At 62.8% G+C, this 23,443-nt stretch carries 21 protein-coding genes, 1 tRNA gene and 2 rRNA genes (1 of these 24 only partly in view); 16 read left to right on the top strand and 8 right to left on the bottom strand.

Annotated elements, in window-relative coordinates; translation table 11 throughout:
• The 5 genes from shn_RS17580 to shn_RS36830 all read left to right on the top strand — a co-directional run.
• Positions 1 to 1,725 (top strand): 23S ribosomal RNA (locus shn_RS17580) (it extends 1,154 nt beyond the left edge of the window).
• A gap of 226 nt (positions 1,726 to 1,951) precedes the next feature.
• Positions 1,952 to 2,066, top strand: a 5S ribosomal RNA gene (rrf, locus tag shn_RS17575).
• 160 nt (positions 2,067 to 2,226) lie between these two features.
• A tRNA-Met gene (locus tag shn_RS17570) sits at positions 2,227 to 2,303 on the top strand.
• A 130-nt stretch (positions 2,304 to 2,433) separates the two neighbouring features.
• Positions 2,434 to 2,784 carry a hypothetical protein gene (locus tag shn_RS36835; RefSeq protein ID WP_064331559.1) on the top strand — a complete coding sequence of 117 codons (351 nt, stop codon included), beginning with the start codon at positions 2,434 to 2,436 and terminating at the stop codon, positions 2,782 to 2,784.
• Positions 2,781 to 3,158, top strand: a complete 378-nt coding sequence (locus shn_RS36830; RefSeq protein WP_064331558.1) for a hypothetical protein — start codon at positions 2,781 to 2,783, stop codon at positions 3,156 to 3,158. Before shn_RS36835 ends, shn_RS36830 begins: the two co-directional genes overlap by 4 nt.
• Before the next feature lie 116 nt (positions 3,159 to 3,274).
• Here shn_RS36830 and istB read toward each other — a convergent pair whose 3' ends face one another.
• From istB to shn_RS17535, 6 genes are all read right to left on the bottom strand, one after another.
• On the bottom strand, positions 3,275 to 4,069 hold the full coding sequence (gene istB / locus shn_RS17555) for an IS21-like element helper ATPase IstB (RefSeq protein WP_064328778.1): 795 nt from the start codon (positions 4,067 to 4,069) through the stop codon (positions 3,275 to 3,277).
• Positions 4,059 to 5,591, bottom strand: a complete 1,533-nt coding sequence (gene istA, locus shn_RS17550; protein WP_145925847.1) for an IS21 family transposase — start codon at positions 5,589 to 5,591, stop codon at positions 4,059 to 4,061. Before istA ends, istB begins: the two co-directional genes overlap by 11 nt.
• Before the next feature lie 55 nt (positions 5,592 to 5,646).
• On the bottom strand, positions 5,647 to 5,820 hold the full coding sequence (locus shn_RS35885) for a hypothetical protein (RefSeq protein ID WP_245337320.1): 174 nt from the start codon (positions 5,818 to 5,820) through the stop codon (positions 5,647 to 5,649).
• Positions 5,820 to 6,596: an ATP-binding cassette domain-containing protein gene (locus shn_RS17545; protein ID WP_064331557.1), complete on the bottom strand. Its 777-nt coding sequence runs from the start codon at positions 6,594 to 6,596 to the stop codon at positions 5,820 to 5,822. Before shn_RS17545 ends, shn_RS35885 begins: the two co-directional genes overlap by 1 nt.
• A 17-nt stretch (positions 6,597 to 6,613) precedes the next feature.
• A complete protein-coding gene (locus shn_RS17540; protein ID WP_064331556.1) occupies positions 6,614 to 7,570 on the bottom strand; it encodes an ABC transporter permease in 957 nt (318 codons plus the stop codon).
• A 102-nt stretch (positions 7,571 to 7,672) separates the two neighbouring features.
• Positions 7,673 to 8,704: a sugar ABC transporter substrate-binding protein gene (locus shn_RS17535; RefSeq protein WP_064331555.1), complete on the bottom strand. Its 1,032-nt coding sequence runs from the start codon at positions 8,702 to 8,704 to the stop codon at positions 7,673 to 7,675.
• Between the two features lie 201 nt (positions 8,705 to 8,905).
• Here shn_RS17535 and shn_RS17530 point away from each other — a divergent pair, with 201 nt between their 5' ends.
• Positions 8,906 to 9,931, top strand: a complete 1,026-nt coding sequence (locus tag shn_RS17530; RefSeq protein ID WP_064331554.1) for a LacI family DNA-binding transcriptional regulator — start codon at positions 8,906 to 8,908, stop codon at positions 9,929 to 9,931.
• A gap of 168 nt (positions 9,932 to 10,099) precedes the next feature.
• Here shn_RS17530 and iolE read toward each other — a convergent pair whose 3' ends face one another.
• Positions 10,100 to 10,999 carry a myo-inosose-2 dehydratase gene (gene iolE, locus shn_RS17525; protein ID WP_064331553.1) on the bottom strand — a complete coding sequence of 300 codons (900 nt, stop codon included), beginning with the start codon at positions 10,997 to 10,999 and terminating at the stop codon, positions 10,100 to 10,102.
• Positions 11,000 to 11,195: 196 nt separating this feature from the next.
• On the opposite strand from iolE, the gene shn_RS17520 reads away from it, so the two are divergent.
• The 5 genes from shn_RS17520 (at position 11,196) to shn_RS17500 (ending at position 16,398) form a co-directional block, all read left to right on the top strand.
• A complete protein-coding gene (locus shn_RS17520) occupies positions 11,196 to 12,317 on the top strand; it encodes a Gfo/Idh/MocA family protein (RefSeq protein ID WP_064331552.1) in 1,122 nt (373 codons plus the stop codon).
• Positions 12,318 to 12,340: 23 nt separating this feature from the next.
• Positions 12,341 to 12,520: a hypothetical protein gene (locus shn_RS17515; RefSeq protein ID WP_064331551.1), complete on the top strand. Its 180-nt coding sequence runs from the start codon at positions 12,341 to 12,343 to the stop codon at positions 12,518 to 12,520.
• Positions 12,521 to 12,589: 69 nt separating this feature from the next.
• Positions 12,590 to 14,176, top strand: coding sequence for a Re/Si-specific NAD(P)(+) transhydrogenase subunit alpha (locus shn_RS17510; protein ID WP_064331550.1), 1,587 nt, complete (start codon positions 12,590 to 12,592; stop codon positions 14,174 to 14,176).
• Between the two features lie 19 nt (positions 14,177 to 14,195).
• Entirely contained in the window at positions 14,196 to 15,629 is a 1,434-nt protein-coding gene (locus shn_RS17505) for an NAD(P)(+) transhydrogenase (Re/Si-specific) subunit beta (protein ID WP_064331549.1), read from the top strand.
• A 16-nt stretch (positions 15,630 to 15,645) separates the two neighbouring features.
• Positions 15,646 to 16,398 (top strand): sulfite exporter TauE/SafE family protein, encoded by a 753-nt coding sequence (locus tag shn_RS17500; RefSeq protein ID WP_064331548.1) that lies wholly within the window; start codon positions 15,646 to 15,648, stop codon positions 16,396 to 16,398.
• Between the two features lie 11 nt (positions 16,399 to 16,409).
• Here the strand turns inward: shn_RS17500 and shn_RS17495 are convergent, their stop codons facing one another.
• Positions 16,410 to 16,799, bottom strand: coding sequence for a tautomerase family protein (locus shn_RS17495; protein ID WP_064332680.1), 390 nt, complete (start codon positions 16,797 to 16,799; stop codon positions 16,410 to 16,412).
• A 397-nt stretch (positions 16,800 to 17,196) separates the two neighbouring features.
• Here shn_RS17495 and shn_RS17490 point away from each other — a divergent pair, with 397 nt between their 5' ends.
• The 5 genes from shn_RS17490 (at position 17,197) to shn_RS17470 (ending at position 23,286) form a co-directional block, all read left to right on the top strand.
• Positions 17,197 to 18,633 carry an NAD-dependent succinate-semialdehyde dehydrogenase gene (locus tag shn_RS17490; RefSeq protein ID WP_064331547.1) on the top strand — a complete coding sequence of 479 codons (1,437 nt, stop codon included), beginning with the start codon at positions 17,197 to 17,199 and terminating at the stop codon, positions 18,631 to 18,633.
• A 10-nt stretch (positions 18,634 to 18,643) separates the two neighbouring features.
• Positions 18,644 to 19,459, top strand: a complete 816-nt coding sequence (locus tag shn_RS17485; protein WP_064331546.1) for an HpcH/HpaI aldolase/citrate lyase family protein — start codon at positions 18,644 to 18,646, stop codon at positions 19,457 to 19,459.
• Positions 19,460 to 20,449, top strand: a complete 990-nt coding sequence (locus tag shn_RS17480; protein ID WP_064331545.1) for a hydroxyacid dehydrogenase — start codon at positions 19,460 to 19,462, stop codon at positions 20,447 to 20,449. It abuts the gene before it with no gap.
• A gap of 2 nt (positions 20,450 to 20,451) precedes the next feature.
• The gene (locus shn_RS36825; RefSeq protein WP_064331544.1) at positions 20,452 to 20,649 is read left to right on the top strand and encodes a hypothetical protein; all 198 of its coding nucleotides are present in this window, start codon (positions 20,452 to 20,454) and stop codon (positions 20,647 to 20,649) included.
• Positions 20,650 to 20,760: 111 nt separating this feature from the next.
• Positions 20,761 to 23,286: a methyl-accepting chemotaxis protein gene (locus tag shn_RS17470; protein WP_064331543.1), complete on the top strand. Its 2,526-nt coding sequence runs from the start codon at positions 20,761 to 20,763 to the stop codon at positions 23,284 to 23,286.
• Positions 23,287 to 23,443 lie beyond the last annotated feature (157 nt).

Genomic DNA, 23,443 nt, shown 5'->3' with positions numbered 1-23,443 from the left:
AAACAACCAGGATGTTGGCTTAGAAGCAGCCATCATTTAAAGAAAGCGTAACAGCTCACTGGTCTAATTAAGGGGTTTTGCGCCGAAAATGTAACGGGGCTAAAGCCATGCACCGAAGCTGAGGCTTACGATCTTCTAACGAAGACGTAGGGGTAGCGGAGCGTTCCGTAAGCCTGCGAAGGAGGACCCGTGAGGGCCTCTGGAGGTATCGGAAGTGCGAATGTTGACATGAGTAACGATAAAGAGGGTGAGAGACCCTCTCGCCGAAAGACCAAGGGTTCCTGCTTAAAGTTAATCTGAGCAGGGTTAGCCGGCCCCTAAGACGAGGCGGACACGCGTAGTCGATGGGAACCACGTTAATATTCGTGGGCCTGGTGGTGGTGACGGATCGCGTAGCTTGTAAGGGTTTATTGGATTATCCTTGCAGGGAAGCGGTTCCAGGAAATAGCCCCACCGTATAGACCGTACCCGAAACCGACACAGGTGGTCAGGTAGAGCATACCAAGGCGCTTGAGAGAACTCTGCTGAAGGAACTCGGCAAATTGCACGCGTAACTTCGGAAGAAGCGTGACCCCAGGATACGCAAGTGTCTTGGGGTGGCACAGACCAGGGGGTAGCGACTGTTTATCAAAAACACAGGGCTCTGCGAAGTCGCAAGACGACGTATAGGGTCTGACGCCTGCCCGGTGCTGGAAGGTTAAGAGGAGAGGTGCAAGCTTTGAATCGAAGCCCCAGTAAACGGCGGCCGTAACTATAACGGTCCTAAGGTAGCGAAATTCCTTGTCGGGTAAGTTCCGACCTGCACGAATGGCGTAACGACTTCCCCGCTGTCTCCAGCAGAGACTCAGTGAAATTGAATTCCCCGTGAAGATGCGGGGTTCCTGCGGTTAGACGGAAAGACCCCGTGCACCTTTACTATAGCTTTACACTGGCATTCGTGTCGGCATGTGTAGGATAGGTGGTAGGCTTTGAAGCGCGGACGCCAGTTTGCGTGGAGCCATCCTTGAAATACCACCCTTATCGTCATGGATGTCTAACCGCGGCCCGTCATCCGGGTCCGGGACAGTGTATGGTGGGTAGTTTGACTGGGGCGGTCGCCTCCGAAAGAGTAACGGAGGCGCGCGATGGTGGGCTCAGACCGGTCGGAAATCGGTCGTCGAGTGCAATGGCATAAGCCCGCCTGACTGCGAGACTGACAAGTCGAGCAGAGACGAAAGTCGGTCATAGTGATCCGGTGGTCCCGCGTGGAAGGGCCATCGCTCAACGGATAAAAGGTACGCCGGGGATAACAGGCTGATGACCCCCAAGAGTCCATATCGACGGGGTTGTTTGGCACCTCGATGTCGGCTCATCGCATCCTGGGGCTGGAGCAGGTCCCAAGGGTTTGGCTGTTCGCCAATTAAAGCGGTACGTGAGCTGGGTTCAGAACGTCGTGAGACAGTTCGGTCCCTATCTGCCGTGGGTGTAGGAATATTGACAGGATCTGTCCCTAGTACGAGAGGACCGGGATGGACATATCTCTGGTGGACCTGTTGTCCTGCCAAGGGCATAGCAGGGTAGCTATATATGGAAGGGATAACCGCTGAAGGCATCTAAGCGGGAAACCCACCTGAAAACGAGTATTCCCTTGAGAGCCGTGGAAGACGACCACGTTGATAGGCCGGGTGTGGAAGCGCAGCAATGTGTGAAGCTTACCGGTACTAATCGCTCGATTGGCTTGATCGTTCTCATTGTTCATGCTCATCGAAGATGAGCAAGACCTTTTGTCCTCACAGGCGCACCGCGATCTGACGATCGCTGCGCCCCAAGGACGGCGCGCCGGACAACCGGCGACGCGCTCTGCGCTTGCGGCCCCTGGCCGAAGGCGTAGCAGGAAGGTTCAAAGACGTGTTCACAAAGACAAACGAAGGCCAGGCCTTCTACCAGCTTCTCAAAGATTGCCCTTAGCCGACCTGGTGGTCATGGCGGGGTGGCCGCACCCGTTCCCATTCCGAACACGGCCGTGAAACGCCCCAGCGCCAATGGTACTTCGTCTCAAGACGCGGGAGAGTAGGTCGCTGCCAGGTCTGCTAAAGGCAATCTCAACACAGTCCCTTGCAAGTCAAGGGACCCATCTTCTCGACACATCTTCGGCCCTGCCGAAACAAAGGGCCGCCCAAAAGCGGCCTTTCTGCATTGCAAGAAACGGTATTTGCCTTCGGCAAAAACCGAGCAAAAACCGGATAACGCGGGGTGGAGCAGCCCGGTAGCTCGTCAGGCTCATAACCTGAAGGCCGCAGGTTCAAATCCTGCCCCCGCAACCAGAATTTATGTGACTTATCAAAAAGCCCCGCAGACAGAAATGTCGCGGGGCTTTTTGCTGTCGGCGACAGGGCTCGCCTGCCTGGCAACCAGCCCCGTTTTCCCAGCCAGATCCTAGAGGGCGTCAAGCTGGTGGCCGTGGCGGTCGAATACGACGCACCGGTCGATAGCGCTTCCCTCTCCGTCGGCAGCTTCACGGTCGAGGGGCGCACCGTCACCGACGTCTTTGCCAGTATCAGCGCCGATCCGGCGGGCAGAGCCGGGCAGGGGGCGTTCGTCATCGTCGCCCTCTCGCTCGCAGATGCGAATGCGGCGCTTGCCCAAAAGAGCGGGCAGCAGGGGGGCGGCGAGCCGGAGGAGGGGCCGGGCGGTGCTGGTGGCCGTGGTCCCGGTCAGGCGGGCGACATCCCGGCCTACGACACGACCTATCCGCCGGCCTCGGCGACGCTCGTCCAGTCCGGGCCGGTCGGGCTGGCGGAGTGATCGAGGGCGGCGGCAGCGCCATCGGGACGACGGCTGTCGAGAACCTCGTCGTCGACGATTTTCGTCAACTGGAATTTAACGATCCCGAGACGGGCAAGCGCCTGCGCTATAATCTGTTCGTGCCGAAGGACTATGATGCCGGAGCATCCTATCCGCTGGTGCTTTTCATGCACGATGCGGGCGCGACCAGCGACCAGACGCGAACAACCCTGTTCCAGGGGCTTGGCGCGGTCGCTTGGGCAAGCCCGCAAGACCACGCCGTGCGCCCCGCCTTCGTGCTGGCGCCGCAATTCGCCGAGATCATCGCGGACGACGAATCCCAAACCTCCGACGCGCTCGATGTGGTCTGCCGCCTGAAAAGTGGTCCTCCCTGAAGTAGGCTATTTGCCGTTGGAGAGGACTTTGGAATGCCCCAGAATGTTGGTTTCCACGCAGAACTGAGCCGGTTTTTCCACCGAGAAGTGAGCCACCTCTGAGTATGGTTTTCTGATCAGGGTTTGGTCAAGGGATTGGCCTTTTCTCCTCTCTTCTGTGCTGCTGCGGCCGAGCTGGCCTTGAAGCGGAAGCTGTCGTTACCGGTTTCCAGGATGTGGCAACGGTGGGTCAGGCGATCGAGCAAAGCTGTCGTCATCTTGGCGTCGCCGAAGACGGTTGCCCATTCGCTGAAGCTGAGGTTGGTGGTGATGACGACGCTGGTGCGCTCATAGAGCTTGCTCAACAGGTGGAAGAGCAGCGCTCCGCCGGAAGCACTGAACGGAAGGTATCCTAGTTCATCGAGGATCAGCAGATCGAGACGGACCAGCGTCTCGGCGATCTGACCTGCCTTGCCCTTTGCCTTCTCCTGCTCGAGCGCATTGACCAATTCGATGGTCGAGAAGAAGCGGACCTTCCGGCGGTGATGCTCGATCGCCTGGACCCCAAGGGCAGTCGCGACATGTGTTTTTCCTGTGCCCGGCCCACCGACGAGCACGATATTCTGCGCCCCGTCCATGAACTCGCATCGGTGCAGTTGGCGCACCGTCGCTTCGTTGATTTCGCTGGCGGCGAAGTCGAACCCGGAGATGTCCTTATAGGCTGGGAAGCGAGCAGCCTTCATGTGATAGGCAATCGAGCGAACCTCACGTTCGGCCATCTCGGCTTTCAGCAACTGGGACAGGATCGGCACGGCCGCATCAAAAGCTGGAGCCCCTTGCTCAATCAGGTCTGTGACGGCTTGGGCCATGCCATACATCTTCAGGCTCCGCAGCATGATGACGACGGCGGCACTTGCGGGATCATGACGCATGGCGACCTCCCACGATCCGGACACGCAAGCCATCGTAGCGTTCGACGTTGGCCTTGGGTTCACGCAACAAGGTCAGCGCCTGTGGCGTGTCGATGTCGGGGCCGTCAGTCGTCTTCCCATCGATCAGACGATGCAGCAGGTTCAGCACATGCGTCTTGGTCGCGACGCCTTGATCCAGAGCCAGCTCCACAGCCCTGACGACGACCTGTTCGTCGTGATGAAGCACCAGAGCAAGGATATCGGCCATCTCACGATCGCCGCCCAGGCGACGCAGCATCTGGTCCTGCAACTGTCGAAAGGCCAGCGGCAATTCCAGGAAAGGCGCACCATTGCGCAAGGCACCGGGCTTGCGCTGAATGACGGCAAGGTAGTGTCGCCAGTCGTAAATCGTCCGCGGCGGTTTGTCGTGGCTGCGCTCAATCACCCTCGGATGTTCGCATAGGACATTACCCTCGGCCGCAACGACCAGTCGCTCGGGATAGATTCGCAAGCTGACAGGCCGGTTCGCAAACGATGCAGGCACGCTATAGCGGTTCCGCTCGAAGGTGATCAGGCATGTCGGAGAGACACGTTTGCCCTGCTCGACGAAGCCGTCAAACGCAGCGGGGAGCGCCATCAATGCTGGCTGTTCCGCGGACCAGACGTCCGCGATCGTGCCGGGCAAGGTGCCGTGTGCTGTGTCGCGCCACAGGTCCTGGCAATGCTGTTCCAGCCAGGCATTCAATGCCGCCAGATCAGGAAAGTCCGGCATCTGTTGCCACAGTCGCGGCCGGGCATCCTGGACATTCTTCTCGACCTGGCCCTTCTCCCAGCCCGCGGCAGGATTGCAAAACTCAGGCGCAAAGACGTAGTGGTTCGTCATCGCGAGGAAACGGATATTGACCTGTCGCTCCTTGCCACGACCGACGCGATCGACCGCGGTTTTCATGTTATCGTAAATGCCGCGAGCAGGGACGCCGCCGAACACACGGAAGCCGTGCCAATGGGCGTCAAACAGCATCTCGTGCGTCTGCAGCAGATACGCCCTGACCAAAAACGCGCGACTGTGCGATAGCTTGATATGCGCGACCTGCAGCTTTGTGCGCTCGCCGCCAATGACGGCATAGTCCTCACTCCAATCGAATTGGAATGCTTCGCCTGGGCGGAAAGACAGCGGAACAAATATGCCGCGGCCCGTCGTCTGCTGCTCACGTTGTCGTTCCGCTCGCCAATCACGGGCGAAGGCGGCAACCCGACCATAGGAGCCGGTAAAGCCGAGAGCCACCAGGTCGGCATGAACCTGCTTCAGTGTTCGTCGCTGTTTGCGCGACTTCCCGGCCTCGGTCTTCAGCCAGGCCGCCAGCTTGTCGGCAAACGGATCAAGCTTGCTCGGTCGTTCCGGTACGGTGAATGTTGGTTCGATTGTACCAGCGTTCAGATACTTCGCGATCGTGTTCCGCGACAGCCCTGTTCGCCGGCTGATCTCGCGGATCGACTGCTTCTCACGCAGCGCCATCCGACGAATGATATTTAAAAGTCCCATGTGGATCACTCCGTTGCCCCCGTCGCTCTCCGCGTTGGGGGAAGGTTCACATGGCTCAATTCTCAATGGAAATTATGCGCCTAACCGGCTCAGTTCTGCGTGGAAACCAACAGTTGGCCCATTTGCCGTCCGAGGTGGTCGAAAACAGGACGATCAGCACGGCGCCGATCAGGAAGATGCCGAGTTCCGTGTGACGGCGGATGAGGGGCTTGGCGGCGGAAAGGGCCATCAGACGGCCTCCCGCTTCTCGACCACGCGGCCGCCCTGACGGATGACTTCCTCTAGCTCCTCCGCCGTCATGGCGTCGGTCGCGGCGTCCGCGACCTTCTCGCCGTTCTCCATGATGACGATGCGGTCGGCGAGCCTGTGCACCTGGAAGATGTCGTGGGTGATGTAGATGACGAGCAGGCCCTGTTCCTTGAGCTGCACGGCAAGCTCGTTGACATGCTCGCGCTCGCGCACCGAAAGGTGGTTCGTCGGTTCGTCCATGATGACGACGCGGTTCTTGAACTCGACGGCCCGACCGATCTTGACGGACTGGCGCTCGCCGCCGGAGAGGCGTTCCACCTCGTCGTCGGCCGAGACGTTGTCGCGCAGACCGAACTGGCGGATGACGCGGGTGGATTTCTCCCGCATCAGGGCGAAATCGAGGAACGGGATGCCGAGGATCCGTTTCACGGGCTCCCGGCCGAGGTAGAAATTGCGGGCGATCGACAGGTTGTCGCAAAGCCCGACGGATTGCTGGATCGTCTCGATGCCCTGGTCGATGGCGAGCTTCGGATGGAATTTCTCCACCTTCTTCCCGTCGAAGAACACCTCTCCGGAACTTGGGGCATAGATGCCGCAGAGAACGCGGATCAGCGTCGTCTTGCCGGCGCCGTTGTCGCCGACGAGGCCGATCAGTTCGCCGGCATGGAAGTCCACCGAGACGTTCTTGAGGGCGTGGAAGGCACCGAAGTGGAGGTCGAGGTTCCGGACCTGGATAAGGGGGTGATTGCTGGTCATGGGCGCGTCCTCCCGCGTCAAACGCTGTGCCCGAGGAAACGGGCCAGTTTCTGGTTGAAGATGACCGCCACGATGAGCACCACGCCGACGAAGGTGATGTACCAGGACGACGGCGCGCCGAGCGCGATCAGTTCGTAGCGGAAGCTGACGACGATGAGCGCGCCGAGAATGGCGCCGAGGATCGAGCCGCGTCCGCCCGTCAGCAGGCAGCCGCCGATGACGGCAGCAGCGATCGCCTCCAGCTCCATGTTCTCGCCGAGCGTCACATGGGTCTGGGGCTGGTTGCAGAGCGTCAGGATACCCGCGAAGCCTGCCAGCAGGGAGCAGAGGACGAAGGCGGCGATCTTGATGCGGTCCGTGCGCACCCCGCGCGACTCCGCGCTCTCCCGGTTGCCGCCTGTGGCCAGCAGCCGGTTTCCGAACGGGGTCGCCCGGAGAACGAGGCTGAGAATGACGGCGATCACGACCAGCCAGAGGATGGCGGCCTCGATGCCGAAGAGCTCGCCGCCGAACAGGCGGGTCAGCGGATGGCTGCGTGCGTCCGGCGAAAAATTGTGCACGGAGCCGCCCGTCCAGACATAGATGATGCCGCGCGCCGCAAACAGGCCGCCCAGCGTCACGATCATCGAGGGAAGCTCGCCCTTGACCACGGCGATCGCCTGGACGAGCCCGACGAGCGCCGCGATGCCCATGGCAAACAGGAACGAGCCCGGAACACCGAACGCTGGCTCCATGGTGATAAAGGCGACGCCCGCCAGGCCGTAGACCGAGCCTACGGACAGGTCGATCTCCTTCGTCATGATCACCAGGGCCTGGCCCATCGACACGAAGGCAAGGATGGCGGTGAACTGGGTGACGTTGGAGATGGTCTGGATCGTCCACCAGCCGGAAAAGTCGATCAGGGTAAAAACGGCCAGCATGACGACGACACCGATGATCGCGCCGAAGCCCTGGCCTCGAACAAGCTGCTTCATGATACTCTGCCCTGTGGTTTCAGAGCGCGCGCAAGGCTCGCGCACAGGAAAAAAAGGCAGCAGGCCCTTACGGGTATCCCGCTGCCTTCCCGGGAGGAAACCTTACCAGGTGTTCTGCTCGTCGTAGGCCTTGTCGCCGAAGACGCCGCGGACCAGTTCGGCCCACTTGTCGGCATTGTCCTTGTTGATCACCACGGGGCCGGTCAGGATGTCCGACTGCGGCGCGTAGCCGAACTGCTTGTTCCAGTAGAGCCATTCCATCGGCGCGTAGCCCTGCAGCCAGAAGCCCTGGCTGTTCGTCGCGAGAATGTGCCCGGCGCGCACGCCTTCGATCGACACGGGGCCTTCGTCGACGGTGAGCACGGTCACGCCCTTGTCGTCGACATCGGGATCGAGATTCATCTCGTTGGCGACGCCCCAGGCCCAGGGAGACGACCAGCCGGCGACCGTGAAGATATAGTTGGTGTCCGGGTTGGCCTGCAGGAAGGATTGCAGCGTGTTGCGCGCCGTCGCCGGCTCCGCGCCGATGAAGAGTTCGTCGAACTTGGCGCCTGCCGCCTCCATCACCTCCTTCATGCCTGCGCAGCGCGCCTTGAGGCCCTGGTGGGCGGAGTCATGGCTTGCGCAGACCACATGCGCCGGCTTCGGGATCTCGCCGGCTTCCACCTTCTGGAACGCATATTCGCCGAGCTTTTTGCCCGTCAGGAACTCGTCGCCGCCGACATAGGTGAGGTAGGGAATGCGCTCGCCCTCCGGGCGGCTGTCGGGAATGTTGAAGGCGACGACCGGAATGCCGGCCTCGATCGCCTTGCGCAGCGGGCCTTCGAAGGCGTCCGAGCTGACGATCGGCACGGCGATGCCGTCCGGCTGGGTCGAGATCGCCTGCTCCAGAAGACGGACGTGCTCCTGGACGGAGTAGTTGTTGGTCGAAATATACTCGGTCTTGACGTTCGGATATCGCTTTTCGAACTCCGCCATCGACGTCGTCAGCCAGCCCATGTTCGGGTCGTTCGAGCCGATATGCGAGACCATGACGAAACGGTACTGCTTCTCGCTGTCCTGTGCGTGGACAGCGCCACCGAGAGCGGTTGCGGCCAGCAAGGCAGAAACCAGCAGGGGCTTGTTGAAGTTCATCGGATCCTCCTCCTCCAATTGACGGCTTGATTATCCGGATTGAAATGCCATCATTCAACGAAACCGAGGGGCCTTTGGCGATGTGCTTTCCATCAACTATGCTGCGTGGCACCATTTTGCCGTAACGTGTTCGGAAACCTGTTCTTCCATGGCCGGCTTTCCGCGTGGTGATCGGGAACACATCAGGAAACGGGAGTGAAAATGGCGGAGCCTGTGCAGGTGCGAACGTGGAAAGGACCATCGGTCCAGGAAATCGCCAGGCTCGCGGGCGTTGGCTCGGCGACCGTGGACAGGGTGCTGAACAATCGCAGCGGGGTCCGGGAAAAGACCAGGGCGCGTGTCCTGGGCGCCCTGGAGAAACTTCGCGATGAGAACACCGGCAGGGAGATCCCGGTGCTGATCCGCCTGTTCTGCGATTCGGGAGAAACATTCAATGCGGCGATCGCCGCGGCGGTTTCAGAGGTGAACCGGACCCTAGCCGGCGTAGACATCCAGGCTGCCTACGTGACGACCAGCGAGATCGATCCGCTCGCCTTTGCAAGGCGTGTCGAGCAGGAAGGCAGCGAAGCCGACGGCGTCATCGTCATCGCGCGGGAACACCCGTCGGTCAACAGGGCGATCCGCAAGCTGCGCATGATCGACAGACCGGTGATCTGCCTCACCACGGATCTGCCGAGTTCGCGAAGAAGCGCCTATATCGGCAATGACCAATATGCGGCCGGAAGCGTGGCCGCTCTCCTGATCGGCAATGCGCTGCCAAAGGAAAGCAACAGCATCCTGATCGTCATGAGCGCGCCATTCCGGTGCCAGCAGGAGCGCGAGATGGGGTTCCGGCGTGTCTTGCGGTCCGACTTTCCCTATCTCAAGATCGAGGAGCGCGTGATCTCGGACGAGAGATCGGACAGCACATGCGATCAACTGACGCGGTATTTCGAGGCGAATGGGCATCCCGCCGCAATCTACAATGTCGCCGGCGGAAATCGCGGCGTCGCCAGAGCGTTGGAGAATGCCGGCAAAGCGGACGAAGCCGTGTTTGTCGGGCACGAACTGTCGAACCATTCCCGCATCCTGCTGGAGACGGGAACGATGAACTACGTGATCTCGCACGATTTCGGAGCCGAGCTCGCATCGGCGGCAAGGTGGATCAAGGACAATCTGCATGGTGTGACGACCGAACCGGGCCACTCGCAGATCCTCGTTCACACGCGATACAATTGCGGGCTATAGGGCCTGCCATCGAGCGCTCCACGGCAAGCAGGTCAAGTCGCACTCGACCTGCTTGATCTCACCTGCTTGATCTCTGGCGGGCCATCTCGAATGCCATTCCCGCGCCCTCCACGTTGGCTCGAAAAGAGACAGGGACGGCGTGGCGGCGGCCGCCAGCGCGCCGCATTCTCAGCGGACCACCTCGTAGCCGGCGGCGGCCATGACGCGCAGGAGTTCCTTGTGGCCGATCTTCGCCATGTCGAGCGGCGGGTTGTGGGCCGGGTCCTGCTCCGCCTCGACGACGAACCAGCCCTCATAACCATGGGAGGCGAGGCGCTTGACGATGGCCTCGAAATCGAGGCTGCCGTCGCCGGGCACCGTGAAGGCGCCCTTGATGACGGCGTCGAGGAAGCTTTCCTTCGTGCGGTCGAGCGCATCGATCACCGGCAGGCGGACGTCCTTGGTGTGCACATGGGTGATGCGGCTGTGATGCTTGTCGATGACGCGCAGCACGTCGCCGCCCGCAAAGGCCATGTGGCCGGCGTCGAAGAGCAGCGGCAGGCCTTCGCCGGAATGGTTCATCAGGAGGTCGAGTTCTTCCTCGGTCTCGATGGGCGCGGCCATGTGGTGGTGATAGGAGATCGGCATGCCCTGGTCGGAGCACCACTCGCCGAACGCCGTCATCTTGCGGCCATAGGCCTTGATCTCGTCCTCGGAAAGCCGGCGCTTGGTGGCAAGCGGCGCGCTGCGGTCGCCCTGGATGGTGCCGGCCGTCTCGCCATAGACGATGCAGGGGGCGCCCACCGCCTTGAAGAGCGCCATCTGTGCGGCGATCCGGTCCTTCTCCGCCTCGATGTCGCCATCGAGCAGCAGGCCGGAGAACCAGCCGCCGCAGACCTGGATGCCGTATTTGTCGAGGATGGGGCGCAGGATTTTCGCGTCCATCGGGAAGCGGCGGCCGGTCTCCATGCCGGTAAAGCCGGCCTCCGCGGCTTCGGCAAGGCAGCCTTCCAGCGAAATATCGCTGCTGATTTCCGGCAGGTCGTCGTTCCACCACGCGATGGGGGCAATGCCGAGTCTGGCTTTCATGGTCTGTCTCCGCGTCAAAGGGTCGATGTCTCGTCTGCGTGAAGTCCGACCCGCCGAAAACGGCCCTCACTGTCGCCTCCTCCTCGCATGGAGGTCTCATACAAAACATATGTTGACATTTCAATATTCTTGCAAAGATAATTGCATTCAGCCGGCCGGAGGAGGCCGCAGGCACATCATCCGAGGAACAGAGAGAATGAAGAAGAAGCTCCGTCTTGGCCTCATCGGGTCGGGTTTCATGGGCAAGACGCATGTATTCGGCTTTGCCGCCGCCGCGCGGGTCTTCGACCTGCCCTATGACGTGGAATTGACCGCCATTGCCGACGTGACCATGGCGCAGGCCGAGGCTGCCCGCGCCGCCCTCGGTTTCGAGCGCGCCACGGATGACTGGCGCAGTCTCGTGGCGGACCCCGAAATCGACGTCATCGACATCACCGCCCCAAATGCCCTGCACAAGGAAATGGCGCTCGCCGCCATCGCCGCCGGAAAGCATGTCTATTGCGAGAAGCCGCTGGCCCCGCTCGCTGCCGACGCGCGCGACATGGCCGAGGCGGCGGAAAAGGCCGGCATCAGGACGCAGGTCGGCTTCAACTATCTCTGCAATCCCATGCTGAGCCTCGCGCGGGAGATGATCGCCGGCGGGGAGCTTGGCGAAATCCGCGGCTATCGCGGCCTCCATGCGGAAGACTACATGGCGGATGCGAGCGGCCCCTTCACGTTCCGCCACGATCCGGCGGGCGGCGGTGCCTTGGCGGATATCGGCAGCCATGCATTGGCCACCGCCGAATTCCTCCTTGGCCCCATCGTCAAGGTGATGGGCGATTGCGTGACGGTCATCGCCAGCCGCCCCGACGGCAAGGGCGGAATGCGTGCCGTCGAGACGGACGATGTGGGCCGCGCCTTCCTGCGCTTTGAAAGCGGCGCCACCGGCTCCATCGAGGGCAACTGGATCGCGACCGGCCGCAAGATGCAGCACGATTTCGAGGTCTATGGCACGAAGGGCGCGCTTGCCTTCTCGCAGGAGCGTTTCAACGAATTGCACTTCTATTCGACGGCCGATGCGAAAGGCCGGCAGGGTTTCCGACGCATCGAGGCGGGACCGGACCATGTGCCCTATGGCCGTTTCTGCGTCGCGCCGGGCCATCAGCTCGGCTTCAACGACCTGAAGGCGATCGAGGTCGCCGGCTATCTGGAGGCGATCGCCGGCATCAGGCCCGAACCGTTTAACTTCCGCGCGGGCCTGCGCATCCAGACATTGGTGGAGACGATCCAGAAATCCTCCCGTGCCGGCGCCTGGCTCGCCGTGGACGGCATCTGAAACCAAAAGACGGGGGAGGGGGCATGACGAGTATCGGAATCGGGGTCATCGGCGCGGGCGTGATGGGGGCGGAACATGCGCGCATCCTCGCCGAAGCCGTTTGTGCAATCGGGACCGTCGGCATGGCGCATCCGGCGCTGGCCACGCGGCAGCGGACGGCGTTCGAGTTTCCTCCAAAGCCAGGTTCGCATAACGTCGTGTAGGCAGGATCGCCAAACGTCCCGGAACGAAAGATCCTCTCGCCGGAAGCACAAACCTTAAGGATATCCAGAATGAAGATCGGTTCGCCGCGCGAGGTGTTCCAGAGCGAGGCGCGTGTCGCGCTGACGCCCGAATCCGCCATGCAGTTGCAGAAGCTGGGCCATGCGTGCCTTGTGGAGGCAGGCGCCGGGGAGGGGTCGGGCATATCGGACGATGCCTACCGTGCGGCCGGGGTGACGGTGGTGGAGGATGCGGCTGCGCTGGTGGCGGCATCGGACGTGATCGTCAAGGTCCGCCCGCCGACGACGGCAGAGGTCGGCCTCCTGTCGCCCGGCAAGACGCTGGTCTCGTTCTTCTACCCCGGCCAGAATGCCGAACTGCTGGAGCAGGCCCGTTCGAAGGGCGCGACCGTCATCGCCATGGACATGGTGCCGCGTATCAGCCGAGCGCAGAAGATGGACGCGCTGTCGTCGATGGCCAACATCGCCGGCTACCGCGCGGTGATCGAGGCGGGCAACCATTTCGGCCGCTTCTTCACCGGCCAGATCACCGCCGCCGGCAAGGTGCCGCCGGCCAGGGTGCTGGTCATCGGCGCGGGCGTTGCGGGCCTTGCCGCCATCGGCGTCGCCACCTCGCTCGGCGCGCAGACCTATGCCTTCGACGTGCGTCCCGAGGTCGCCGAGCAGATCGAGTCGATGGGCGCCGAGTTCGTCTATCTCGACTTTGCCGATGGTCAGGGGGGCGGCCAGCAGGATGGTGCTGTGACCGGCGGCTATGCCGCCCCGTCCTCGCCCGAGTTCCGCGAGACGCAGCTTGCGAAGTTCCGTGAGCTTGCCCCGCAGATGGACATCGTCATCACCACGGCGCTGATCCCCGGCCGTGACGCGCCAAAACTGTGGCTCGCCGACATGGTGGCGGCGATGAAGCCGGGCTCCGTCGTCGTCGACCTCGCCGCCGAACGCGGCGGCAATTGCGACCTGACGGTCGCCGACCAGAAGATCGTCTCGGACAACGGCGTCACCGTCATCGGCTATACGGACTTCCCGAGCCGCATGGCCGCCCAGTCCTCCGCGCTCTATGCCACCAATATCCGCCACATGCTGACGGACCTGACGCCCGGCAAGGACGGCGTCATCGTGCACAACATGGAGGACGACGTCATCCGTGGGGCGACGGTCACCTTCGAAGGCGCGATCACCTGGCCGCCGCCGCCGCCGAAGATCGCGGCCATCGCCGCACAGAAACCCAAGGAGAAGGCCAAGGAACCGACGCCGGAGGAAAAGCGCGCGGCCGAGGCCGCCGCCTTCAAGGCCGGGACGAAGAACCAGCTTGCGCTGCTGGCCGTCGGCACGGCGGCTCTCCTGATCGTCGGGGCCTTCGCGCCCGCCGCCTTCATGAGCCACTTCATCGTCTTCGTGCTCGCCTGCTTCGTCGGCTTCCAGGTGATCTGGAACGTCTCGCATTCGCTGCACACGCCGCTGATGGCCGTCACCAATGCGGTCTCCGGCATCGTCATCCTCGGCGCGCTGCTGCAGATCGGCTCCGGCAACGGGCTGGTGGTGGTGCTGGCGGCGCTCTCGGTGCTGATCGCCACGATCAACATCGTCGGCGGCTTCCTCGTCACCCGGCGCATGCTCGCCATGTTCCAGAAATCCTGATCGGGTAGGGCTCATCAACATGACGATCGGTATCGTTTCGGCCGCCTATATCGCGGCAGCCATCCTCTTCATCCTCTCGCTCGGTGGCCTGTCCGGCCAGGAAAGCGCCAAGCGCGCCGTCTGGTACGGCATGGTGGGCATGGGCCTTGCCGTCATCGCCACGGTCTTCGGGCCCGATGTCGGCAACGGGTTCGTCATCGTGCTGATGATATCGGGCGGCGCGGTGCTCGGGGCTTACGTCGCCTCACGCGTGCAGATGACGGAGATGCCGCAGCTCGTCGCGGCGCTGCACTCCTTCGTCGGCCTTGCCGCCGTCTTCATCGGCTTCAACGCCCATATCGAGGCGGCCCATGTCGCCGGGCTCGACGAGGCCGGCCGCTCCGCGCTGACCGGCTTTGCCGCGCTCCTCGCCCACAAGGAGCCGGTCGAGCTCACGATCCTGAAGGTCGAGGTGTTCCTCGGCGTCTTCATCGGCGCGGTCACCTTCACCGGCTCGGTCGTCGCCTTCGGCAAGCTCGCCGGCAAGGTCGACGGCAAGGCGAGGAAGCTGCCGGGCGGCCATGCCCTCAATGCCGGCGCGGCGCTGCTGTCGCTCGTCCTGCTCATCCTCTACGTCAACGGCGCCGGGGCCTGGACGCTTGTTCTCATGACGCTCGCCGCCTTCTTCATCGGCTATCACCTGATCATGGGCATCGGCGGCGCCGACATGCCGGTCGTCGTGTCGATGCTGAACAGCTATTCCGGCTGGGCGGCAGCGGCCATCGGCTTCACGCTCGGCAACGATCTCCTGATCGTCACCGGCGCGCTGGTCGGCTCCTCGGGTGCGATCCTCTCCTACATCATGTGCAAGGCGATGAACCGCTCCTTCGTCTCGGTCATCCTCGGCGGCTTCGGCGCGACGGCCGGCCCGCAGATGGAGATCACGGGCGAGCAGATCGCCATCGATGCGGAGGGCGTCGTCGCCGCGCTCAACGAGGCCGACAGCATCGTCATCGTGCCGGGCTACGGCATGGCGGTGGCGCAGGCCCAGCAATCGGTCTCGGAACTCACGCGAAAACTGCGGGCTTCCGGCAAGACCGTGCGCTTCGCCATCCACCCCGTCGCCGGCCGCCTGCCGGGCCACATGAACGTGCTGCTCGCCGAAGCCAAGGTCCCCTACGACATCGTGCTGGAGATGGACGAGATCAACGAGGACTTCCCGAACACCGACGTCGTCATCGTCATCGGCTCGAACGACATCGTCAACCCGGCCGCCCAGGAAGACCCGAACTCGCCGATCTCGGGCATGCCCGTCCTCGAAGTGTGGAAGGCCAGGCAGGTGTTCGTCTCCAAGCGCGGCCAGGGCACCGGATATTCCGGCATCGAGAACCCGCTCTTCTACAAGGACAATACACGCATGTTCTATGGCGATGCAAAGAAGAGCATCGATCAGTTGCTCCCGGCACTGGTCTGAATCGGTGAATGGGGCGATGGAACATTCTCCAGGGTTGCTGGCCGTTGCAGCCATCGCCTGCTTCTTCGTCGGCATGTCGAAAGGCGGGCTTCCATCGGTCGGGACATTGGCCGTGCCGATCCTCGCCATGGCCATCCCGCCGATCACGGCGGCCGCGCTGCTGCTGCCGATCTTCGTCGCGAGCGATTTCGTCGGCCTCTATCTCTACCGGAAGGAGTTTTCGCGCAGGAATTTGCTGATCCTGATCCCGGCGGCATTGGTCGGCGTCGGGATCGGCTGGCTCTTCAGCGCCAACCTGTCGAGCCTGTTCATCGGCATGCTCGTCGGCCTCGTCGGCGTGCTCTTCTGCGCCAATGCGTGGTTCGGGAAACGTTTCCGCAAGGCCGCAAGGCCGGCGGATGTCGGGCGCGGCCTGTTCTGGGGCGTGCTGACGGGCCTGACGAGTTTTGTATCGCACTCGGGCGGGCCGACGTTCCAGATGTATGTCTTGCCGCAGCGGCTTTCGAAGATGAACTTCGCCGGAACGGCGACGATCCTGTTTGCGATCGTCAATGCGGCGAAGATCGTCCCCTACTGGCAGATGCGGCAGTTCGAGAACTTCGATATCCCGCTGGCACTATGGCTGGCCGTGCCGGCCATTGCCGGGACCGTCGTCGGGCTGCGGCTGACGATGATGATCCCCGACGGCATCTTCTTCCGCCTCATCGAGATCACGCTTCTCGGCCTGTCGCTGAAGCTGGTCTGGGACTATCTGGCGACCGCTCTCTAGCGTCATCTGTGCTAGAGAGCGCCTGTCAGAAACTGCGCCTGGCCAAGCCCGAAAGACCAGTCCTCGTCTGAATTCGTCACGAATGTGAACATCACGTCCGTTGAGCCGATGCCGCACGCCCGGAGCAAACCGGAGCACGCCTTTTCATAGAACAGTTCCTTTTGCGCTCGGGGCCGCGGCCTGGAAACAATCTCGACGAGCACGAATTTCTTTGTCCTCGTAAATCCGAGGCCGGTGTCGAGTGCCCGCAAATGGTCTGCCGGATGCTGGGACAGGATCTGGTAGCGATCATCTTCCGGGACACCGAAGGAATCGACCATGGCGCGATGAAGAACATCGAGCAAGGTGGAGATTTCTTCCGACGTGCGGCCCTCGATCGTGTGAATTTTCAGAAGCGGCATGACAAGTCCTTTCTGTTCACGCACCGGAAACGATCCGCAGATCTTTGCGTCGATCTGGTCGCCGAAGCGCACGGGCATTTCGCAGATCGTGCTGCGGCAGCCAGGCCTTGCTTGCGGCACTTGCTCAAATTGTCGCCACGCCGGCAGGGTGGATCCAAACGCCCCGGCACGCCCCCGTCTTTCTTTCGGCAACTTATCTTGCAATTGATATCGTAATGCAATAATAATTTCTCCCTATGGAGGAGGAGCTGTTGCGAGCCCTTTCGTGCGCCAATCCCGCGCATGGTATGGCCGAATGCGCATGTTCGCACTTGACGCGCAACAAAAATTGCTCTTCGTTTGTTTGTAAAACTAACATTGCTTTGCGGGCGCAAGGGTGCTTGCAGAAGGAGGAGACATGTACGGCGCATACGGCTTGTTCATCGACGGTGTCTGGTCGGGGCCGGCGAGCGGCACCACGACGCAGATCACCGACCCGGGCAATGGCGATGTCCTCGGTGTCGTGCCTGTCGCAACGGTTGATGACACGGAGCGCGCCATTGCGGCCGCCGCCCGCGCCTTTCAGGCCTGGAAGGCGACGCCCGCCTGGGCGCGCGCCGATGCGCTGCACAGGGTCGCCGACGTCATGGCGGCGCGCGCGGCGGAAGCTGCGCGGCAGATGACGCTGGAGACCGGCAAGCCGCTCGCCCAGGCCGGCCGCGAATGGGGCCTCGCCGTAGACCAGTTCCGCTGGTACGCCGAAGAAGCCCGCCGCATCTATGGCCGGATCGTCGAGAGCCGCGCGCCGGGCGGCCGCATCGAGGTGACGCACGAGCCGGTCGGCGTCGTCGCCGCCTTCACCGCCTGGAACTTCCCGGCCGCGCTGATCGCCCGCAAGGTTGCGCCGGCCCTTGCCGCCGGCTGCGCCGTCATCGTGCGGCCCTCCGTCGAGGTGCCGGGCGTGGCGATGATCCTCTTCGATTGCCTGCGTGAGGCCGGCATTCCTGCCGGCGTCGCCAACCTTCTCATCGGCCCGACCGGCAATACCTACAAGCCCATCATGGCCTCGGCGGCGGTGCGCAAGGTCTCGCTGACCGGCTCCACCCGCGTCGGTCAGCAGATGATCCGCGACAGCGCCGAGACGGTGAAGCGCGTCAGCATGGAGCTCGGTGGCAATGCGCCGATGATCGTCTTCGACGACGCCGATCTGGAACGGACGCTCGATCTCGCCGTGCCGACGAAATACGCCAATGCCGGGCAGGTGTGCGTCACGCCGGACCGGTTCTACGTGCACGAGTCGCTGCATGACCGTTTCGCCGAGGGCTTTGCCGCCCGCGCCCGCGCCCTGAAGCTCGGCCATGGCCTCGACGAGGCGACGCAGATGGGGCCGCTGATCAACGAACGCCGCATCGCCGCCATCGAGGAGGTCGTCGCGGATGCAAGCGACCGGGGCGGCAGGATCCTTGCCGGCGGGCGTCGTCCTGCGGACATGAATGCCGGCTTCTTCTTCGAGCCCACCGTCATCACCGGCCTGCCGGACGATGCAAAGGCCATCGCGGAAGAGAACTTCGGCCCCATCGCCGCCATCACGCCCTTCTCCAAAGCCGACGAGGTCTTCGAGCGGGCGAACGCCTCCGAGATGGGCCTATCCGCCTATGTCTTCACCCGCGACGCCGCCCGCGCCCGCGAGGCTGCGGCGCGGCTGGAGGCCGGCATGGTCGGCGTCAACAGCTTTGCCCTGGCCGCGGCCGAGGCGCCCTTCGGCGGGATCAAGGCGAGCGGCATGGGCCGCGAAGGCGGCACCGAGGGCATCCTCGACTATACCAATGTCAAGCTTGCGCAAATGACGGTCTGAGGAGGCTCCCATGATCAGGAACGGTGTCAAGCAGCGCTGGGCAGAAGGAAAGCCGGTGCTCAACGGCTGGCTCTCCATTGCCAATTCCTTCAGCGCGGAGATCATGGCCGCGCAGGGCTACGACAGCATCACCATCGACCTGCAGCACGGCATCGTCGGTTATGACGGCGCGGTGCCGATGCTGCAGGCCATGCGGGCGAGCGGCGTGACGCCGCTGGTGCGCGTGCCCTGGCTCGACCCCGCCGATATCATGAAGGCGCTGGATGCCGGCGCCTACGGCGTCATCTGCCCGATGATCAACACGCGCGCCGAGGCCGAACGGCTGGTCTCCTATGTGCGCTATCCGCCCGCAGGCGTGCGCAGCTTCGGGCCGAGCCGGGCGCTGTTTTCGGCTGGTCCCGGCTATGCCGCCGAGGCCGACGGCGAGATCATCTGCCTTGCCATGATCGAGACGGCGCAGGCCTACGAGAACCTGGAGGACATCCTCGCCACGCCCGGCCTCGACGGTGTCTATATCGGCCCCGCCGACCTGACGCTCGGCCTGCAGGGCAAGCGCTACGCACCCGGCTTCGACCGCCGGGAACCGGAAATGATCGAGGCGATCAAAACCATCCTCCACGCGGCCCACCGGGCGGGAAAACGCGCGGCGCTGCACAACGGTACGCCCGACTACGCTGCCGAGGCCGTCGGCTGGGGCTTCGATCTCGTGACCGTCTCCAACGACGTGCGCCTTCTGGCCGGCGCCGCTGAGGCGAGCGTGCGGACATTCCGTGAGCTGACGCAGGAGGTGGTTCCGGCAAACAAGATCGATACGGGAGGATACTGAATGCCGCGTGTTCTGGTTGCCGGCAAGATCCACGCTGACGGGCTGGCCATCCTGCGCCAGGCGCCCGGCGTCGTGGTCGATTACGTCGAGGAGGTTTCGGCGGAGAGCTACCGTCCATTCCTTCCCACCGCCGATGCGCTGCTGATCCGCACGCAGCCTCTCACCGCGGGGCATGTCGAGGAAGCGCCGAATCTGAGGATCGTGTCACGCCACGGCGTCGGCTACGACTCCGTCGATGTCGGTGCATTGAATAGCCGTCACATCCCGCTTGCCGTGGTCGGCGACGTCAATTCCCGGGCCGTGGCGGAGCACGCCGCCATGCTCATGCTCGCCGCTGCCAGGCGCACGGTGCTTTTCGACAGGAAGATGCGTGCGGGCGACTGGAACTACAGGAACAGCCTGGACGCCACCGAGCTCGACGGCGGCACGCTGCTTCTCGTCGGCTTCGGCCGCATCGGCAAGCGGCTGGCGCAGATCGCCGGCGCGCTCGGCATGACGGTGCTCGCCTATGACAAGTTCCAGGATGCTGCCGGGATCGCGGCGGCGGGCGTCATCCCGGTCGACGACCTCATGGATGGACTGCGCCGGGCCGACGTCGTTTCGCTCCATGTGCCCAAGGTCGGCGACAAGGCGCTCATCGGCGCGGCGGAACTGGCCGTGATGAAGCCGTCGGCCATCCTCGTCAACACGGCGCGCGGCGGGCTTATCGACGAGGCGGCGCTTGTTGCGGCGCTCGACGAGGGTCGCATTGCTGCTGCCGGCCTGGACGTGTTCGAGGACGAGCCGCCGCGCGCGGATTCTCCTCTGCTCGCCAACGAGCGGGTTGTGATGTCCCCGCACAATGCCGGCCTTACGGAGGCCTGCGCGCGTCGGATGGCAGTCGCCGCAGCGCAGAACATCCTCGATTTCTTCAAGGGCGCGCTCGATCCGGCGCTCGTCGTGAACGGGGTTGAACGGGCGGAAACGAAGATCCCGGCGGTCGGAAGCTAACCATGTCGCTCCTTTCGTTTCGCGAGGTTGCCAAGTCGTACGGCGCCGTGCCGGTGCTCAAGGGCATCGATCTTTCGGTCGAGCCGGGCGAAGGGAAGTTCGCAACGCAGGCTCCGATCAACGGCCGCCACGTGCTCGGCAGCCCGCTGATCACCAAGGACAATGCCGCGGAATACTACTTCCCTGACGCTCCGTATTGAGGGTGTCCGCCTTGGTGCGCCCGAAAGGGCGCACCTTCTTGCGGTAACGACGACAACGGTCATCACGCCCGTTGTTTTGCGCAGAAAAATTGAGCAAAGACGGGGGAGCTTATGTTCGAAAAGCTGTTGTCGCGGGTTCGCATCCAGACGAAGGTCTTCATCTTCGTCATACCTTTCATCCTGAGCATTGCCGCCGTCGGCGTCACGGGCTTCTACACATCCGGCCTGCTGCAAGCCCGCATGGAGATTTCCAACTCCGTTCTCCAGGCCTTGAGCGGCTTTCGCGACCTCTCGGCGGCAATGGCAAGGTTCCTGGAAGCGGCGTCGGAGGAAAGCCGCGACCAGGTCGCGGAGAGGCTGGTGTCCCAGCAATCCCTGTTGCGGGAAGGGCTCCAACAGCTCGATCCGACCGCCGAGGGGCGTGATGATCTTGAACGCGCCGTGACGTCCATCGATGGGATTTCGGCGCGGATGGGGTCGCTTTGGGACTTGCATGTCAAAACAACGGCCCTGGCGAACGATCTCCAGCGAGCCCAGAGCGCGATCGTTTCGGCTCAGTTCGATATTGCTGAGGGAATGAAGGTCGTTCAGCGCACGGCGGACGAGGAGGAGACGGTCGCGCGCAATCTGCTCCGCGATGCGGACCGTGTCACCGAGCTTGCATCTTTCGCGGCGCGCCTGCGCGAAGAGGTGACCAGAGCCACTGATCCTGAAGCCAAATTCGCCGCCGTATCGGCTGGCATGAAGGAATTGATCCGCCATCAGCGCATGCTCGGCATGTCGCTGCCCTCCGACGAAACGACGATCCGACAGGTGGTCGCCGATGTTGCCACGAAGCTGAAATCGATCGTGGAGGCAAACGACATATCGATGGAACGCGCTGCCGGCCTGGAGGATGCTCTGGGATCCCTGGTAGCTGTCAAGGGCGCACTCGAAGCCGCGGCAGACCAGAAAATCAAGCAGGCGACGAAGACGTTCGCAGAGAGCGTCGAGCCGGTCGAAAAGGCGCGAACGGCCCAACGGGATGGACAGAAGCTGATCAACTCCGCCTACGCCATCCAGATCCTGATGGCGCGTTTTACCATGGCGCCGAGCGAGCATAATTTGCAGCGGCTGCTCCAGGAGTTCGCCGGCGTACGCCGCGATCTCGACACCCTGGAGAAAACTGCGGGCGAGTTTCAGCATTTTGGTGGCTTGAAGAACAAAATGCTCCCGGCGCTTGATGCCATCGAGAAGGCTGGCGCCGAGCTCGTCAAGGCGAATGACCAGCGTCTGAACGAGTTCACGGCGTCCGCCGTCGATCTGGATCAGACATGGCAGCAATTGACCGCATATGCAGAGCTTCAGCGGCAGACTGCGGCAGCCGAGCGGCGCGGTGCGAATTCCATCTCCGCGGGGGCGACAAGCCTTGGGATAGCCATCTCGGTCCTCGCCGGCATCGGATTGACCCTGACGTTCAAGGGGCCAATCAGCCAGATCACCGGAGCCATGCGTCGTCTGGCGGAAGGCAAGCTCGAAACCGCGATCGTTGGCGACAACCGCATCGATGAGATCGGTGACATGGCCCGCGCGCTGGGTGTCTTCAAGAACAACGCGCTTGCAAAGGTCGAGATCGAGGAACGAAGCAATGCCGAGAGGGCGAAAGCCGAAGAGGAGCGTCTGCGGAACGATGCCGACAAGCGGGAGGTGGAACGCCAGATCGACGTTGCGGTCAGTGCGCTTGCGGCAGGCCTGGAGCGCCTGGCGCACGGCGATATTTCCCACACGATCGAGACGCCGTTCTTCGGCCGCCTCGAACAGCTGCGTACAGACTTCAATTCGTCGCTACTTCGGCTTCAGGACACCGTGACGCAGATCCGTTCGAACACGCAGATGATCGAAGGCAATGCCGGCGAAATGAGCCTCTCGGCCGTTGATCTCGCAAGGCGGACCGAACAGCAGGCCGTCGCGCTGGAGGAAGTCGCCGCCGCAGTCGAGCAAATCACCGCGACGGTCAGGGCATCCGCGGTGCAGGCGGAGGAAGCCAATCAGATCATCGCGGAAACGAAACGCACGGCAGACGCCTCCTCGGAAGTCGTCGTCAGTGCGATCGACGCGATGGCGAAAATCGAGGAAGCATCGACGCAGATCGTTCAGATCATCGCTGCGATCGATGAAATCGCTTTCCAGACGAATCTGCTCGCGCTGAATGCGGGTATCGAGGCGGCTCGCGCCGGCGAGGCTGGCAAGGGCTTTGCGGTCGTTGCGCAGGAGGTGCGCGAGCTTGCCCAGCGATCCGCGGATGCCGCGCAGGAAATCAAGGAGTTGATTGCGAGATCAAATGCGGAAATCGTCTCCGGAGCGCGCGTCGTCCAGGAAACCAGTTCGGTACTCGGTGCGATCTCGTCAAAAGTCGTGACCGTTTCCCAGCAGATGGCGGTGATTGCCCGAGCCAGCCGGGAGCAATCGACGGCGCTTGACGAGGTGAACGCGTCGATCAACACCATGGATCAGATGACGCAGCAGAACGCGGCCATGGTGGAGGAAACGAACACGGCCACTAGCCACCTTGCCATGCAGACCAAGGCATTGATGTCGTTGGTGGCGCAGTTCAACTTGCCCGAGGCAAGGGATGACGTCACTGTGTCTGCAGCTTGAACGGTCTTGGATCCCGCGCAGCCTGTCGGAGGATTCCGCGTCTCCTCAAGAACCATTGCAGGTTTCGTGTTTTTGCAATACTGCGATTGCCTGTGAAGTTGGACCGCGCTGGTTACGCGCCGCCCTTGCGTAAATCAATCCTGGGAGTTGTGACTGA

The organism is Shinella sp. HZN7, assembly GCF_001652565.1.
Lineage (GTDB): Bacteria > Pseudomonadota > Alphaproteobacteria > Rhizobiales > Rhizobiaceae > Shinella > Shinella granuli.
Note: the sequence above shows the minus strand (reverse complement) of the source record. Positions and strands in the feature narration are given on the sequence as shown.

Excerpts from the sequence above, each read along its gene's own strand:
- istB (WP_064328778.1), bottom strand. The coding sequence starts at position 4,069 with ATGCGTCATGATCCCGCAAGTGCCGCCGTCGTCATCATGCTGCGGAGC.
- istA (WP_145925847.1), bottom strand. The coding sequence starts at position 5,591 with ATGGGACTTTTAAATATCATTCGTCGGATGGCGCTGCGTGAGAAGCAG.
- shn_RS35885 (WP_245337320.1), bottom strand. The coding sequence starts at position 5,820 with ATGGCCCTTTCCGCCGCCAAGCCCCTCATCCGCCGTCACACGGAACTC.
- shn_RS17545 (WP_064331557.1), bottom strand. The coding sequence starts at position 6,596 with ATGACCAGCAATCACCCCCTTATCCAGGTCCGGAACCTCGACCTCCAC.
- shn_RS17540 (WP_064331556.1), bottom strand. The coding sequence starts at position 7,570 with ATGAAGCAGCTTGTTCGAGGCCAGGGCTTCGGCGCGATCATCGGTGTC.
- shn_RS17535 (WP_064331555.1), bottom strand. The coding sequence starts at position 8,704 with ATGAACTTCAACAAGCCCCTGCTGGTTTCTGCCTTGCTGGCCGCAACC.
- shn_RS17530 (WP_064331554.1), top strand. The coding sequence starts at position 8,906 with ATGGCGGAGCCTGTGCAGGTGCGAACGTGGAAAGGACCATCGGTCCAG.
- iolE (WP_064331553.1), bottom strand. The coding sequence starts at position 10,999 with ATGAAAGCCAGACTCGGCATTGCCCCCATCGCGTGGTGGAACGACGAC.
- shn_RS17520 (WP_064331552.1), top strand. The coding sequence starts at position 11,196 with ATGAAGAAGAAGCTCCGTCTTGGCCTCATCGGGTCGGGTTTCATGGGC.
- shn_RS17515 (WP_064331551.1), top strand. The coding sequence starts at position 12,341 with ATGACGAGTATCGGAATCGGGGTCATCGGCGCGGGCGTGATGGGGGCG.
- shn_RS17510 (WP_064331550.1), top strand. The coding sequence starts at position 12,590 with ATGAAGATCGGTTCGCCGCGCGAGGTGTTCCAGAGCGAGGCGCGTGTC.
- shn_RS17505 (WP_064331549.1), top strand. The coding sequence starts at position 14,196 with ATGACGATCGGTATCGTTTCGGCCGCCTATATCGCGGCAGCCATCCTC.
- shn_RS17500 (WP_064331548.1), top strand. The coding sequence starts at position 15,646 with ATGGAACATTCTCCAGGGTTGCTGGCCGTTGCAGCCATCGCCTGCTTC.
- shn_RS17495 (WP_064332680.1), bottom strand. The coding sequence starts at position 16,799 with ATGCCGCTTCTGAAAATTCACACGATCGAGGGCCGCACGTCGGAAGAA.
- shn_RS17490 (WP_064331547.1), top strand. The coding sequence starts at position 17,197 with ATGTACGGCGCATACGGCTTGTTCATCGACGGTGTCTGGTCGGGGCCG.
- shn_RS17485 (WP_064331546.1), top strand. The coding sequence starts at position 18,644 with ATGATCAGGAACGGTGTCAAGCAGCGCTGGGCAGAAGGAAAGCCGGTG.
- shn_RS17480 (WP_064331545.1), top strand. The coding sequence starts at position 19,460 with ATGCCGCGTGTTCTGGTTGCCGGCAAGATCCACGCTGACGGGCTGGCC.
- shn_RS36825 (WP_064331544.1), top strand. The coding sequence starts at position 20,452 with ATGTCGCTCCTTTCGTTTCGCGAGGTTGCCAAGTCGTACGGCGCCGTG.
- shn_RS17470 (WP_064331543.1), top strand. The coding sequence starts at position 20,761 with ATGTTCGAAAAGCTGTTGTCGCGGGTTCGCATCCAGACGAAGGTCTTC.